The sequence below is a fragment of the Flammeovirga pectinis genome (assembly GCF_003970675.1).
Classification (GTDB): domain Bacteria; phylum Bacteroidota; class Bacteroidia; order Cytophagales; family Flammeovirgaceae; genus Flammeovirga; species Flammeovirga pectinis.
On the sequence record NZ_CP034562.1, the window covers coordinates 3,714,747 to 3,730,361 of the forward strand.

Genomic DNA, 15,615 nt, shown 5'->3' on the forward strand with positions numbered 1-15,615 from the left:
TTCTTCTCAATATTTTTAAACCATCTTGTAATTCAAGCCACTTCAGTCATCAAAATTCATAAATCTGATTACCTTTGTGCCAAACGCACGTCACCTTGTCGCTTCATTTTAGATGAAGAGGAAAGTCCGAGCATCAGAGAGCATCACACTTCCTAACGGGAAGGCGCTCATTTATGAGTGACAGAAAGTGCCACAGAAAATATACCGCCTTTCGGGGTAAGGGTGAAATGGTGGGGTAAGAGCCCACCGCGTCTATGGCGACATAGATGGCAGGGTAAACCTTGTGAGATGAAAGACCAAATAGGTCTTACCACCCTTCGGGGATGAAGTTGCTCGCTTCATAGCTTTTGCGGGTAAGATGGGTAGGTCGATGGAGCCTATGAGCAATTGTAGGCCTAGATAAATGACAGGGACCACGTACTTTTTCTTCGGGAATTGACCATGGAGGTACAGAACTCGGCTTATAGACGTGCGTTTTTTTCTTTTCCTTTCTGAGAGTAATCCTTCTCTCTACGCTAAATAACAGTCGTTTATTATTCTTAACTAAAGGCTAACCTTTCTATGGTTATCTTTGTCGGCATCATTATTAATCAAAATATTCTGTTCAAAATGAGAAATTTATTTGTCCTTGTGGCATTACTTTTTAGCACGATTCAGGTTCAGGCTCAAAAATTAAATTTTAAATCTGTCGACGACCTTTATCAATTTATGGACTACAATAACAGTCCTAAACAATTAGTAAGTGCACACAGAGGAGGACCTTACCCTGGATACCCTGAAAACTGTATTCCTACTTTTAATCATCTTACTAAAAATGTTTATGCACCAGTTATAGAATTGGATGTGGAAATGAGTAAAGATAGTGTGTTATTTTTAATGCACGATAATGAGTTAGGTAGAACAACTACGGGTAATGGATCTGTTAGAAATTACACTTGGAAAGAGTTACAGGATATCCGTTTAAAAGACGACGAAGGTACGCTAACAAAATACAAGTTCGATACATTTGATAAAGTCTTAAAATGGACAAAAAAAGGAAAAGCTATTCTTACAGTTGATGTAAAAAGAGGTGTACCTTTCGAAAAAATTGTTGCTGCAATCCATAAGGCACAAGTAGAAAAATATGCTGCAGTAATTACTTACAATTGGGAAGACGCTAAGTTGGTACACAAATTAGCTCCAGAATTAATGATTTCTGTAACAATTATGGATGATAAAGGATGGGAAGCTGCAAAAGCATCTGGTATTCCTTTTGATAGAATGATTGCTTTTACTGGAGTAAAATTAGCAGATAAATCACTTTTTGATAAATTACACAAAGAAGGTATTTATTGTATTTCTGCCACTTTCCATACTTCTGATAAAGAAACTGAAGTAGTAAAAAGACAAGCTGAATACAAAGCTGCGTGGGATTTAGGTGCTGATATTATTGCAACAGATTTACCTATTGAAGCCAACCAAGCTATCAAATAAATAAAAAGCTGTTCCGGGAGAAACTCTCGGAACAGCCTGCTTTAAAATTCACTCTTTTATTGTTCTAATTAAAAACTTTCAACTAATTATTGTAAGTAGACTTACCTGATTACAATTTTATTTCTTTTGTATATTTTACTCTAAAAACACTTCGAATGTTATTCTTTACTTTTTTTGAGATGTAGGGTTTTTATCTAATTTAAAACGATAGATGAGCTTCAATTAAAAACATTCAATTACTTCTTCAATTCCCCCTTCTTTTTTTACTTAAAATACTTTATTTGAAGTCCTAAACACAAAAACTGTGAGAAGTAAAATAACCTTACATTGTACTACTACTTATATATCTTATTAATTTACAATTACCTTATTTTTTGTTCGTTCTGAACCCGAAGAAATAACAACATAATACATACCTGTGGTGAGGTTATTAGGTAAACTCAACTGATATAAATAGGCTTCTGCTTCAATATCAATTAAGTGTTCTTCTTTTAAGATATTTCCATGCTGATCGTAAAGTTGAATTTCAATTTCTCGTTGGTAACTCATTAAGCCATTAATTACAATATTTGTAGCCTTTGCACTAGAAGATATATTATTTGGATATACCTTTGTCATCATTTTTTCTTGCTTGTAAAGTGAGGTTACTTTTAAAGGACCAAAAGATTCATTTACTCCATCAAAATCGTATTGAATAAGTTTATAATATGCAACATTTAATGGGTATTCATCTACATAAGCATAATCGATGGCATAATTACTATTTCCTCCTTCACTCTCAATTTTTGATAATAAATTCCAGTTCTTAGTATCTGTTGATCTCCAAATCTCAAAATGAGAATTATTTACTTCTGTAGCTGTTGTCCATTCTAATGCCACACTATTATCTTCTAAAGTGAATGCTTCAAAACTCACTAATGTAACTGGAAGGTCTTCTGAATTACTTGTAATTGTAACTTCGGGAATAGATAATACTCTTTGGTTAGAAGATGATAAATCTCGCTTTCTTCCTGCGGAACTTCCTTCTGCAACAAACTCTAGTTTAATTTTTCTTTCTGTATCAAAATAGGTTTGAATAGCACTTATTTTTTCAGGGTCTATTTTATCTTTATTTTGACTATTCTTATGGTATTTGGCCAACTCCTTTTTTACATCGTTATTCTTTATCTGCCATTTTATAGAATGTAGAGCATCTTCTAAATCTTTTAAACTATAAATTACTTTACCATTTAACTCGTTTACTTTTAATTCGTTCGATGTAAAACCTTCTGATGAGGCTACTCTAATTTCTTTTCCAAACCAACCTGTTGCTGCAGAAACTCTTATTCCTGTCATTATTGTAGTTGCAATTTCGTCTGAATCAAAATCTGAATGGGCAGATACACTATCTGATTTAAAGAAATCTGCTTGGTGGTTATTAGAAGAGTAAGTTATACTTAACGTTGAAGAAAAAGGGCCGTCTGGATCTATTCTATTTCCTACTAAAGTTTCTCCACTATTATCTATCTGGTATTCTTCAAAATCTCCAGAATCTATAATCGTTTGCACTTTTGCTATTTCAGGTATTACTCTATTATTATTGATCCATTTAACAAATAAACCAAAAAAAGGTACGGAGTACCACCCTTCTAAATCCACTTTAATAGCAGTTAATTCATCTACTCTATCCTGTAAAGCAGCTCCATCTACACTACTTGTAGAAACACTTCCTGAAGCATATAAATTATTATTAAAAGCTCCTGAAGCAAAGTTAATTGCGGCATTACCATTAATATGAAAAGCAGCACTTTCTGCAATGTTTAAAGAAGAATTCATCGATAGATTTACATCAGAAGCATCTCCAATAATCAAATTCCCTTTTAAAATAAATATCCCTCCATCTTCAATTGTGATTTTTGAATAGTTTTTCAATTCTAAATTTCCATTTACAGAAAATGCTGCTCCATTTTTAACAATAATTTCTACACCACAATATATATCACCACTCCAATCATCACCACTTAAAATTAACGTATTACCATCCATATCAATATGAACAGTAGTACCTGAATTTATCGTTAATGTTCTATTTTCTGATTTTGCTTTATAGGTCTCATCACTTCCATAAGATAAATAACAGCTTTCTGTAAAACTCTTATTCGAACTAATATTTCCAGGAGAAATACATTCAGCAAATCCATTTAGAGTAAATGAAAATAAGATAAAAAACAGTAAAAAGGGGGTATTAAGCTTCATGATAATAATTTTTGATGATAATTAGTTGTCAATCAATTTTGATTATAGCAGTTACTTCTACTACCTGTACATTTTCTAGCTTATAAGTGTTCACTATAAAAAAAACTTGACTGTAGGTTATCTCAAAAATGTAATGAAAGTACTGTATACAGAAATTACATACTCTAAAACTTACATACTATTATTCCCTCAAAATAAATTAATAGCTCTTAAATATCATTTAATATTACTTTTCTTGTAAATCATGGTATATACCTTACATAAAGCATAAAAAGGCTATCCTCTATAAAAGAAGATAGCCTTAGTGTTATATTCTACCGATAATTACCTGATTACAATTTTATTTCTTGCTATTTCTTTACCCGATTTCACTACAACATAATACATTCCCGAAGGTAGGTTTGAGGGTAAATCGAATGGTTTCACAAATGCTTCTGAAGCTAAATTACTACTTGCTTCTTTTAAGACTAAATGTCCTGATTTATTATAAACATTAATTTCTAAGTTATTTCCTATTGATAAACCTTCTACTAAAATTTGTACTTTCTGATCTCCTATAATATCATTAGGATAAATTTTAGAAGAAAAAGGTTGTCCTATTTCATTAGACAAGTTTACCTTAATTGGTCCGAAAATTTCAGCTACTCCATCAAAATCTACTTGATGTAATCTATAATATGCTTGTGGTAATGGCGACTCATCTATAAAATTATAATAAATAAGTACGTTCGAATTACCTGCCGCTTCTACTTGGCCTAATGTTTCCCAATTTTTATTATCTACAGAACGTTGCACCTCAAAATGAGAAGCATTTTGCTCTGAAGCTGTACCCCATTCTAAAAGTACAGTATTGTCTTCTGTTGCATTTGCTGTAAACTGTGTAAGTGCTACTGGGAGATCACCTGAGTTACCATTAACAGACACATCTGGCACAGACATCATTCTACTATTTGAATGGTGTCTACTATCCAATACATGCCCATTGTTATCATCGACAAATACTACCTGAATTGTTCTAGAAGAATCTGTAAAGTAAGAATAAATATCACTTAGTTTCTCTGCATCCATATCTTTTGATCTTAATAGAGAATCTTTTTCAGAACGATGGTATTTTCCTAATTCTGCTTTGATATCCGCATTATTTATTTTCCAAATAACAGAATGAATGACAGTTTCTAGTTGCGTTATAGATGTTATTGTCACATTTTCAACATTAGAAGTATCTAGTTCAGTACGGTCAAAACCTTGAAATAAAAATTGTATTTCTTTCCCATACCAACCAGAAGCTTTATCTATTTGTAAAGAATCTAATAATTTTGAGCAAAAACTTTCTGCCCCTTCAGTATAAACTCCATCCATATGTTGCTCCTTATTAAAGAAATCAATTGTAATTTCTGAAGTCTCTACACTAGATTTTTGGAAGGTAATTGAGGGAGTTCCGAAAGGGTCTGAGCCTACATTAGCAGTTGAAAAATTACCAGACTTACTTCTATTATCTAGTTCCTCTCCTATATAGATATTTGCAGAGTTTACACTAGAAGATCTTCCAAAATCTGCACTACCCGAAACTGCAATCATTCCTGAAGCTCCTACTTCAATAGAAATATTATTAGTATTAAAATCTGAGATAAATGTACCATCATAAGATTTTATATTTCCATTTATTATTAGAACTCCATCTATTTGTAAATCCGAATTTGTATTAATATATAAATCTCCTTGAATTGTCAATGTATCTCCTTCGTCAACTATAAGATTAATACCACTAGGATAATTTCCAAAAGAATCTTTTCCTCCTAAGGATAATTCTTTATTATTCATATTAAATATTACACTAATATTAGCTCCACCACTATTAACTTCTATCTTTCTATCACTACTGTTACTTTCTAATATTAAATCATTATTTATTGTACATTCTGTTGAAGTAGTGAAACTAGCATCTGAAGTAAAATTTGTCACTAAGTTTGAACATTGTCCATAACTTAATTGAGTAAGACTACATAATATTCCAAGCAACAAAAAGAGGTAAAAACGTTTCATAATATTCTAGGTTTAACAGTAGAGATGATAGTCAATTCATCTTTAGTTTTTTTATTTTAGCTACCATACTTAGATGGTTTAAGTTAGTTACGGTAAATATTGTAATGAGTTAATTTTAATAGTGAAGCAGAGCGTAGGTTTTAACAACAAAAACAGTTGAAATAGGTAATTATAATCCACTTCTTACGTTTTATCAAACTTGTATTATTTGAAGTGAATGAAGAATTTCATTGTACTTAACTAAGAAATGCAGCATTTTCTACTTTGGTAGTGTCTTTATCTTACATCATATAAAATAAAACATTTCTTGTATTTTTTTAAAAAGAAAGGGCAACCTATTGTTACATAGATTGCCCTCATATTTATATATTTTTAGTCTCGTTATTTCATCAATAACTTTTCTTTTACAATTTCTTTTCCAGACTGTACAACTACATAGTACATTCCTGTTCCTAATCTATCAGAAATATCTAAAGGCATTAATAACGATGACGAAGAAACTTGTTCTTGTTTATCTTCATAAACTAAGTGTCCGTGAGCGTTAAATATCTTAATAGAAAGGTCTCCTCCTTCTTGTATACCAATTGCTTGTAACTGAATTTTTTCTCCTTTATGAGCATGATTTGGCATTATCACAACTTTAAAGTTTTCTTCAACGCCATCTAATTTCACATATAAAGGACCAAAATATTCATTTGCTCCATCAAAATCTACTTGATGTAAACGGTAGAATGCTGTTGCTGTAGGTGCTTCATCTATAAACTCATATAAGATTGCTGCATTAGAATTACCTGCTGCTTGTACTGTACCTAACGTTTTCCAGTTTTTTCTATCTACTGAACGCTGAATATCGAAGTGAGAAGCATTTTGTTCCGAAGCTGTTTCCCATTCTAAAGCTACTGTGTTGTTTTCTATGAATGCTTCGAAGTAGGTTAGGGATACTGGGAGGTCTCCAGGTAGTGTTCCTGATTCTACAGATACTTCTTGTTCATGTTCACCTGCCATTACTCTAACATTTGCAGGAGTTTCATCTTCATCTACTATAGAAATAGTAATCTTTACATCTTGGTTGAAATAAGTAGACAATGTCAATTTATGAGCATCAGTAGCAAAACCACCATTATAAGCAGTCATTGCTGTTAAAACATCTCCTTGAAGTGTCCAAGTCATTGATTCTAAAGCTGACTTTAAACCTGTTAAACTTGAAATATCATGTTCATCATGAGATATTTCATCTACTAAGATATCTAAAATAGAACTAGTAATTTGTATTTTCTTATTTAATAAACTTAATGGATCTACTACATCTAAAACAGCTAAATCAGCTGATGTAAAAATTGATTCTGAAGTAACTGAATTTGTGAAGAAATCAGCAGCAGAAGCTGATGTTGGTAAAGTTATTTCAACATTTGAATCAAATGGGTTTGGAGATCCTGGATTGTTTGAAGTTGGTAAATTGTCAAAACCTCCAACATTATTATTGATATTATCTATTGCTTCATCTATACTCGCTATTATTTCATCCCAAAAAGCGACATCTCCTCCAATTAAATTAGCCCAAAATCTAATTCCAGATATTATTCCTCTCCAAAATTCAAGCCCTCCAGTATCAGCTCCTCCAATATCATAACTAGTTACTGTTCCAGATACATACATTCGTACAGGATTTAATAAATCTCCTCCAGAATAATTTAATATGGCATTACCGCCAACATGTATTTCTCCCGACCCTTCAATATTAAGAGTAACACTCACTGACATTTCAGCTGAATCTTCATCACCTTCTGTTAAAAGGTTTCCACCTATGATTAAAGTTCCTCCATCTTTTACTGTAATTGAAGATAAATTATGAACCTCTAGATCATCAGTTATTACCAAAGTCGCATTATTTTCTATTATTAAACTTACACCATATAAAGTAACGTTAGAATTTTCTTCTCCTGTTAATGTTACTTTAGGATAATCCAATGTAACTATAATACCTGCACTCCCATTGCCAACTGTCCATGTTCTATTATCTCCAGATGCAGTTAACACCCCACTAAATGCATCTCCAAATTGTTCACAATCTGACGTAATTGTAATATCACTAGTCATATCTGGCGTGCCCGTTCCAAAAAATGGAGAATCACACTGCCCAAAAGCATTCCCAAGACAAATAAAATTAAGTATAAGAACAGTAAATACGTTACAGTAAAATTTAGTCATCGTAAAGTAGTTTAGTTACTACAGCTGGAATTGGTTATTTCTATACTCTGTAGTAAAATGAATAGATTTAATTAAGCGATAAAATTAACACAGTAAGTCGCTTTTTTAATTTAAATAATATTAAACAAAATACCATACCAAATAGTTCTATTCTAAGTAAAAAGTGTACTTTATTCCTTTTAAAATGAAAAAAGCAACAAAATAGATCTATTTCACTCTTTAAAAAGTACTAACAAGTCTACTTATATTTACTTTACTGATTGAATAACAACATACTACTTCTCTAATAATACCCAGCAATTGTATTAAATTTCCATCACTATTATCTCGTTAATGTTTTTTGTATTCGCTTCTTTAATTTGTTTATTTGATGTAACCATTTTATAGATTTTCTCATGCAGATTGTTATCTGTACAATCATAATAGAGGTATAAATTTCTAGTCTCAAATGCTTAAACAGTACCTAACGAAATCCTGCTTTTTCATCAAAAAACAGCTAAAAAAAACAAAGTACACTACGCTATTTTTTTCTTTAGCTACTGTAGTCATTTCAGTAAAAAAAGACATAAAAAAACCACACAACTATTAAATTGAGTGGCCTTAAAGTATTTTCTGTTTTGTTATTACGCTTTCTCTGATGCTAGCATTACTGTGTACCTCATAACGAGATAAGAAATTAACACTCCAGATCCTACTGCTTCCATGCACAAACCAAGGAATAATTTCCCCGTTGTAATGTATGCTCCGTGAAGTGCGTATTCTTGTAAGTAACTTAAAAATTCTGGTTCTATAAAAGTGAGGTAGACTACCATAAATAAAGCAAAAGGGATTGCACCAATTAAAGTGGTTCGCATACCTTCGACAAAACCAGATACGTAACCAAAATTTTCTGGTGATGCTTTTTGATATTCTTTTAAGGCATAAAATACACCTGTTGAATGTATTATGAAATTTAACGCTCTTAACTCTATAATGTGATATAAGTTTAGAAACTTCATGATTGCAAAAAGTAAAAAATAACCTAAGAACATTAGTGTTCCATATTTCAATGCTATTTTCATGATAGTAGTTTTAAGGGTGAACGATTGTGGATTACCCTATTATAACTAAATGACTATCAAGTTGTTTTATTAATATTACTTTTTATTTAGAAACTAACAATTTAAATGCTTCATTTTCTTTACCAATACTAATTTTTACAAAATGTAATCCTTGTGTCAGCATAGAAGTATCAATAGTCTTTATAGAACTGCCTATTTCAACCTCATGTTCAGTAGCTAAAACTAGTTTACCTTTGGTATCATATATAATAATTGAACAAGATTCTGAACTTTCCATTCCTTCAATTAAAATAGATAGCTTTTCTGATGATGTGATTGGATTAGGATAGGTACTAATTTTTAAATTTGATGAATTGTTTTTAACCTGTAAAGGACCAAAAATTTCTACAGCTCCATCTAAATCTATTTGATATAAACGGTAGTATATCTCGTTTAAATTGCCAATATTATCGTTCACTTGGTAAGCAACTGATACATCCGAATTTCCTTGTGCATTAACACGTTCAATGGTTTCCCAGTTTCTTTTATCTGTAGATCGTTGCACATCAAAGTATGCACTGTTAATTTCAGAAGCTGTAGTCCAATTTATTGCTACTACTTCTTCTACTTTAGTTACATTAAATGCAGATAATTCTACAGGTAAACTGAATGATGGGAAATAGGCAAGGAAATCATCATCTGTTGGAGAAACATAGATGTAATCATCTTCTCCAAAAATATTAATTGAAGTTATTGTTCCTCCTGCCCTAACTACATCATGATCTGAAGCAGCTCCAGCAATATCGATATCACCTCCAACTTTTATCCTAGAACTAGGTTGATTTTGAGCTGCGCCCGCAATTTCAATACTGCCATAGACATATATATAACCATGATTTGAAAAACTACCTCCTACTTTCAAATTACCTTTGACGACTAAGGTTTCACCATTTTTTACAGTCAAATTACCGGTAGTTTCATAAGTATAAGTATCCTCTAAATCAATAATTAAAACTCCAGTACCACTCTTTACAGATAAAGAAGATACAGAAACATCATTAGATATTGAATATGTACACCCTTCCGTCCAGTTTCCGTTTGGAACACCGCTACATTGAGCAAAAATATTTGATGTACATAATAATCCAAGTACAGTAATAGATACAATAGTTCGTAATAAGTATAATTTCATTATAGTAAATAAGAGCGTGAGTTTATATTATCGAGTTCATATAGGTAAAGGGTGCTCTTTTAATGTTGTAACTATCTTTATTAGAAAAAGATTTAAGAGTACAAAAAAATCCTTGATTATCAATAAATATATTCATTGACAATCAAGGATTTCATTACTAAAGTATATATTATGCTAATTCTAAAAGCAAACTATCCAATTTTACTAAGAAAGCATTTATCTCTTCTTCAGCTGTATCAAAAGAACACATTAAACGTACTTCGTGAGTTTGTTCATCCCATACATAAAATGGAGATTGTTCTTGTAAAGCAGGAATAATTTCTTTGGGCATAATTGCAAAAACACCATTCGCTTTAACCTCTTGTGTTATTTTTACTCCTGCAACTTTACTTAAACCACTTGCTAATTTCTGAGCCATTTTATTAGCATGTTTGGCATTACGTTCCCAAAGGTCTGTACCAAATAAAGCCTCAAACTGTGCACTTATAAAACGCATTTTAGACAGTAATTGCATACCTTGTTTACGAACATATTTATAATTTTCTGAAATAGCTGTATTAAAGAAAATTACTGCTTCGCCAAACATCAAACCATTTTTTGTACCTCCAAACGATACAAAATCAACTCCTGTATCTAGTAACATTTCTTTAAAAGAAACACCTAAAGATACCGCTGCATTACTAATTCTTGCTCCATCAACATGTAATAACAGACCATTTTCATGGGCATAATCTGCTATAGCTTTAATTTCTGCACAAGTATAAACTGTTCCGTATTCTGTAGCTTGAGTAATTGAAATTACTTTTGGTTGCGACCAATGTTGCTCGCCTAAATTCACCATAAAAGGTGCAATATCTTCTGGAGTTAGTTTACCATTTTCTTTTTCTACTGTTAGTAATTTAAAGCCACCAAATTTTTCAGGAGCTCCACATTCATCAACATTAATATGAGCAACAGAAGAACAGATTACAGCACCATATGATGGACAAACAGATGATAATGCAGTAACATTAGCTCCTGTACCATTCATTGTAAAATACACATCAATATCTTCTCTGAACATTTTTTTAAACATTGCAACAGCAGTGTCAGTACTCTCGTCTGCTCCATAAGAACCTTGGTGAGCTCCATTTGCTTTTGCAATTGCTTCTATAATTTCTGGAGTCGTGCCTGAGTAATTATCACTAGCTAATGTCTTTTTCATATTATATATATTTTAAATAATGGTTGGTATCTTAATTAGGAATACTTGGTTACTTAATAGAAGTGTGTGTATTCTGTTATTATAACATACAAAGTTATAAAACTGTCCAATCAAAACTCTCAATATATGTTTATCATTTTTAATGATCGTAAACACCACCCTTTTTAAATTGCTATCTAAATAAGTAAAATGCTCTATCGCTTTTCTCATTTTTAACAAAGAACCTCATTCCAAAATCATAGCTAAAGTATTTCTTCTATATATTTTTTAGTAGATTGATTGTAAATCCAAAACTATAAGTTTTTTGAGTATCAAAGGCTTTAATCTTTCATTTAACCAATTGAATACTGATTTTATAATTACTCAATTACTTTCAGTTCTTTGTTTTAAACCTTTACACCCTAAATTTATTTTATGAAAATTGTTATTCTCTCTGGTAGTGTACGTGATGATCGACATACACATGGAGTCGCTCTTCATTTATGCAAAAGGCTTTCTGAAATAGCCAATGTTGAAGCTGAAGTTATTGATTTAAAAGAATGGGCTTTACCACCGCTAACAAATACATTACACGACAACTCTCCAGATAATGTAAAAAAATTAGGTGCTATTTTAGATAAAGCAGATGGGATAATCTTTGCATCGCCAGAATACAACGGAAGCTATTCTTCTGCATTAAAAAATGCTATCGATTTCTATCCTAAGGGTACTTATCAACGCAAACCAATTGGTGTAGTAAGCGTTTCTGCGGGTGCTTTAGGAGGTATACGTGCTGCTCAATCGTTACAGCTTCAGATTTTAGCACTTATGGCCTATCCTATATATAGAATGTTAACCGTACCTACAGTACAAAATAAAATAGATCAAGATGGCCTTTTAATAGACCCTGAGTTCGAAAAAACAATGACTGCCTTCGTAGATGAATATTTATGGTTTGCAGAAGCTATTGTTGCTAAGAAAAAATAAGCATTAAAAAAGGAACGATTTTTAAATTATCGTTCCTTTTTTACTAAGCAATCATCACTAACATTCGATGCTCTCCAACTCCAAAGAGTGGAAGTAGTAAAATTGTTTTATTGATATTCTGCATTTTAATTTTCTCTTCAAATAATGATGCATTTTTTACAGACGAGCTCAACTTTTGTTTTTGTTGATCTGATAAAAAATCTGGAATATCAATCAATTTAATGGCCTTTAAACCTAAGTCTTTATATAATTGATTATCTCCAATTAAAAGCCCCTCTTTATCCGTAAGCAATGATGGGAAAGGAAGTTTTTCTAACCAATCTTCATTTGCCAAATCAATTGATTCATCTTGGAAAATTTGTTCTACAACAGAGAAGTTATTTCCTTCTTGCTGCATTCTAAACAATGTGTTTTTTGTTTTCTGACGTTCTATCTCTTGCGTTAACCCTTGCTCTCTTTCTACTCTATCAGTTACGTCAAAAATTATAAAAAGATATTTCAATGGAACATCCCCTTGGTAAATAACAGATGAAATGGAATTCCCCCAAAATGCTCTACTCCTTGGTGTAGCATATTCCAGCATTCTAGATCTTACTCCTTTTTCATTTGGATCAGAAAGTAACGTAGAAATGGCAGTTTGGTAAGAAGTAGTGACCATATCTGCTATAGGAGTACCAATAATATTGTCTATGGATTTACCTGTCCATTTTTCTACCATTGCATTCCCTTTAATCACACGGCCATTTAAATCTACCTCAAGTAACATACAAACATCATCCATGATTGTATTTCTTGTTACTAATTCATTTTGAAGTAATAAATGAGCATCCGATTCTGTAGATAATTTCTTATCTAAATGTACTTGGTCTGTCTTATCAATCATATATAACATGATCTTTTGGACATCTCCGCCTAAAGTTTTTAAAGGGAATAAATTCAACTCACAGATTTTTGTTATTCCATTTTTATCAACAAAAATAAAATTTTGTACTGCATCTGTACCTGCCTTTATATCTCTTAGAATTCTCTTAAAAGAACGTATATCTTTTGCATTTTCGAAGAATTCAACAATTGGCATATTTCTATAATCCTTTCTTTTAAAACCTAGAAGGTCTGTAAAGGCAGAGTTTGCTGCTTTAATTTTACCATCTAAATCTAAATCCAATACAGGATGGTGTAATCCAAAAGCAGTTAAACGTTCTGCGTTAGTTTGATCTTTTGCTTTCTGTTCTGTTGTAAATTCTGCAAACTGAATAATCTTATAAGGTTTACCATCTATACCAAAAATTGGATTATAAGTACCGTTAAGCCAAACTTCCATACCTCTTTTATTAATTCTGCAATACTCTCCAGAAATAAAAGAACCATTTGATAAGCTATCCCAAAGTAATTTATAACGCATAGAATTTACCTCGTCGGTAGTAACTAAAACGCGTTCGTATTTACCTACAATATCTTCTAATTTATACCCCATCACAGAGAGGTACATTGCATTGGCTGTTATAATTTTACCATCAAGATCAAATTCAATAATGGCCATTGTTTTACCAATTGCATCTAATATATTTTTATTCAGGTTAGATTCTTTAGATAGCTCATTAAGTTTTACACTTAGCTTATCTTGTACCTCTTGCATCTCTTCAGTTTTACTTACCAAAGATTCTTCCTTGAATTTCAAATTTTCATTCACCTCCATAGATTCTTTTAATAATCTACGGGTATTCTCGTTCATCATATAAACGGCAATAGCAGAACCAAAGCGTTCACAAGCTGCATTTGCATATTCTTGTTCATGAGGAGACAATGATTTGTAAGAAGCTATTTCTACTGCTCCATAAACTTCGTCTGCACCATGTACAACAGGTATAATAATAATACTTCGAGGTGCAGCTTCTCCTAAACCAGAAGAAATTGCTGTATAATGTTCTGGTAAATCTTCTACATAAACGTATTGTTTTTCTAGCATTACCTGCCCAACTAAACCTTCGTCTGTAGATATTTTTCTCTGTGGAAAACGCTTTTTACCGTAAGCATAACTTGCTACCTGATTTACTACTTTATCAGAATCTTGGTCTAACCTTAAGAAAACACCTCCTTGAAGTGCTCCTAAATGTCGAGTTACGAAACGAACAAAGGCAAAACTCATTTCCTCTATAGAATCAAAATGTTCGCTATTTAATGTTTCTGTAGTTCTGGCTAAACCTTCTGTAATCCATTTACTCACAAATTCTTCGTTTGCAAGTTGAATCAGAGTATCTCTTGCTTGATCATAAGATTCTGCAAGTTTTTCATTCAGACCATCTGTATTGGCATCAAAGTCTTTTTCTCCAAGGTGCTCAATTAACGTTGTAATTCTGTTAAAATCATCTTCAAGGTTATTTACTCTATCTTCAATAATTTTAATATCACCAGTATCAGACAAGTCTTTCTCCCCAGAAAATTCTTCTAAATTTTTACGTAATAACCGAATTGGAGTCAATAAATTATTTCTAAAAAAAGCACCTTGTACAATTAATAACATTACCCCCAAGATGACGAGTAATCCATTAAAAATTAAGTTCTTTTCTTTTGTCTTCTTTATATTTTCTTCTAACTGAAAACGTGTTTCTCTATTGTGTAATAATAATGATGAATTTCTACGTTCTAAAAATTCTATTGCTTTACCAACAACATCACTATCTTCTCCTTCCTCTATTATTTCTCTTTTAGTTCTGCCTCTTGCTAATTGCTTTTGACTACGTAACTGTAGTTCTACCGTTGTATTTGATTTAATACTAGCATCCCACATTATATCAATTTGAGTGTAGTAGTCTTCAAATCTTTTTCTATACAATTCTAATGCATGCGATAAATCTGAATCTCCAATTGTAGAGAGAACCATAATTCCTTGCTTATCAGAAGAAGTTATTTTATTTCCTTTTTCCATTGCAATAATTTGAGACAATACTTTATCTGCCTCTTGTTTTAATTGCAATAATGTTTTTCTATCTTCAGTACGGATATACTCTTTTGCACGTGTAGGGAAGTTTGCTATTTTGTATTCTTGATTTAAAAGAATTTCTGAAACTTCTCTTTTTTCACTTTGAGAGGAGCGAAGAAAGGATACAAAACTCATTAATAAGAGTAAGCTGACTACTACTATAGTTGCGGTACCTCTGAACTCTGGACTTACTTTCATTTGTTCTTAATATTCTAAATAGGATTTTTTCCTAGATCAATTTAAAAATTTGAATGTGACGTAAATTATATTTACT

The 15,615-nt window shown here is 31.7% G+C and carries 9 protein-coding genes and 1 other RNA gene; 3 read left to right on the top strand and 7 right to left on the bottom strand.

Annotated features, from left to right (window positions below):
* The first annotated feature begins 82 nt into the window (after positions 1-82).
* Positions 83-480: RNase P RNA component class A (gene rnpB, locus EI427_RS15010), an RNA gene on the top strand.
* Between the two features lie 129 nt (positions 481-609).
* A complete protein-coding gene (locus tag EI427_RS15015; RefSeq protein ID WP_170178486.1) occupies positions 610-1,473 on the top strand; it encodes a glycerophosphodiester phosphodiesterase family protein in 864 nt (287 codons plus the stop codon).
* A 351-nt stretch (positions 1,474-1,824) separates the two neighbouring features.
* Here the strand turns inward: EI427_RS15015 and EI427_RS15020 are convergent, their stop codons facing one another.
* From EI427_RS15020 to EI427_RS15045, 6 genes are all read right to left on the bottom strand, one after another.
* The gene (locus EI427_RS15020) at positions 1,825-3,708 is read right to left on the bottom strand and encodes a T9SS type A sorting domain-containing protein (protein WP_126616115.1); all 1,884 of its coding nucleotides are present in this window, start codon (positions 3,706-3,708) and stop codon (positions 1,825-1,827) included.
* Positions 3,709-4,032: 324 nt separating this feature from the next.
* Positions 4,033-5,751, bottom strand: coding sequence for a T9SS type A sorting domain-containing protein (locus EI427_RS15025; protein ID WP_126616118.1), 1,719 nt, complete (start codon positions 5,749-5,751; stop codon positions 4,033-4,035).
* Positions 5,752-6,132: 381 nt separating this feature from the next.
* Positions 6,133-7,959, bottom strand: coding sequence for a T9SS type A sorting domain-containing protein (locus EI427_RS15030; protein ID WP_126616121.1), 1,827 nt, complete (start codon positions 7,957-7,959; stop codon positions 6,133-6,135).
* A gap of 623 nt (positions 7,960-8,582) precedes the next feature.
* Entirely contained in the window at positions 8,583-9,020 is a 438-nt protein-coding gene (locus EI427_RS15035; RefSeq protein ID WP_126616124.1) for a DUF4199 domain-containing protein, read from the bottom strand.
* Between the two features lie 82 nt (positions 9,021-9,102).
* A complete protein-coding gene (locus EI427_RS15040; protein ID WP_126616127.1) occupies positions 9,103-10,191 on the bottom strand; it encodes a T9SS type A sorting domain-containing protein in 1,089 nt (362 codons plus the stop codon).
* 169 nt (positions 10,192-10,360) lie between these two features.
* Entirely contained in the window at positions 10,361-11,395 is a 1,035-nt protein-coding gene (locus EI427_RS15045; protein WP_126616129.1) for a threonine aldolase family protein, read from the bottom strand.
* 414 nt (positions 11,396-11,809) lie between these two features.
* Here EI427_RS15045 and EI427_RS15050 point away from each other — a divergent pair, with 414 nt between their 5' ends.
* On the top strand, positions 11,810-12,361 hold the full coding sequence (locus tag EI427_RS15050) for an NADPH-dependent FMN reductase (protein ID WP_126616131.1): 552 nt from the start codon (positions 11,810-11,812) through the stop codon (positions 12,359-12,361).
* A gap of 43 nt (positions 12,362-12,404) precedes the next feature.
* Here EI427_RS15050 and EI427_RS15055 read toward each other — a convergent pair whose 3' ends face one another.
* Positions 12,405-15,539 carry a PAS domain-containing protein gene (locus EI427_RS15055; protein ID WP_126616134.1) on the bottom strand — a complete coding sequence of 1,045 codons (3,135 nt, stop codon included), beginning with the start codon at positions 15,537-15,539 and terminating at the stop codon, positions 12,405-12,407.
* Positions 15,540-15,615: the final 76 nt, after the last annotated feature.

Excerpts from the sequence above, each read along its gene's own strand:
- EI427_RS15030 (WP_126616121.1), bottom strand. The coding sequence starts at position 7,959 with ATGACTAAATTTTACTGTAACGTATTTACTGTTCTTATACTTAATTTT.
- EI427_RS15040 (WP_126616127.1), bottom strand. The coding sequence starts at position 10,191 with ATGAAATTATACTTATTACGAACTATTGTATCTATTACTGTACTTGGA.
- EI427_RS15045 (WP_126616129.1), bottom strand. The coding sequence starts at position 11,395 with ATGAAAAAGACATTAGCTAGTGATAATTACTCAGGCACGACTCCAGAA.
- EI427_RS15015 (WP_170178486.1), top strand. The coding sequence starts at position 610 with ATGAGAAATTTATTTGTCCTTGTGGCATTACTTTTTAGCACGATTCAG.
- EI427_RS15020 (WP_126616115.1), bottom strand. The coding sequence starts at position 3,708 with ATGAAGCTTAATACCCCCTTTTTACTGTTTTTTATCTTATTTTCATTT.
- EI427_RS15025 (WP_126616118.1), bottom strand. The coding sequence starts at position 5,751 with ATGAAACGTTTTTACCTCTTTTTGTTGCTTGGAATATTATGTAGTCTT.
- EI427_RS15035 (WP_126616124.1), bottom strand. The coding sequence starts at position 9,020 with ATGAAAATAGCATTGAAATATGGAACACTAATGTTCTTAGGTTATTTT.
- EI427_RS15055 (WP_126616134.1), bottom strand. The coding sequence starts at position 15,539 with ATGAAAGTAAGTCCAGAGTTCAGAGGTACCGCAACTATAGTAGTAGTC.
- EI427_RS15050 (WP_126616131.1), top strand. The coding sequence starts at position 11,810 with ATGAAAATTGTTATTCTCTCTGGTAGTGTACGTGATGATCGACATACA.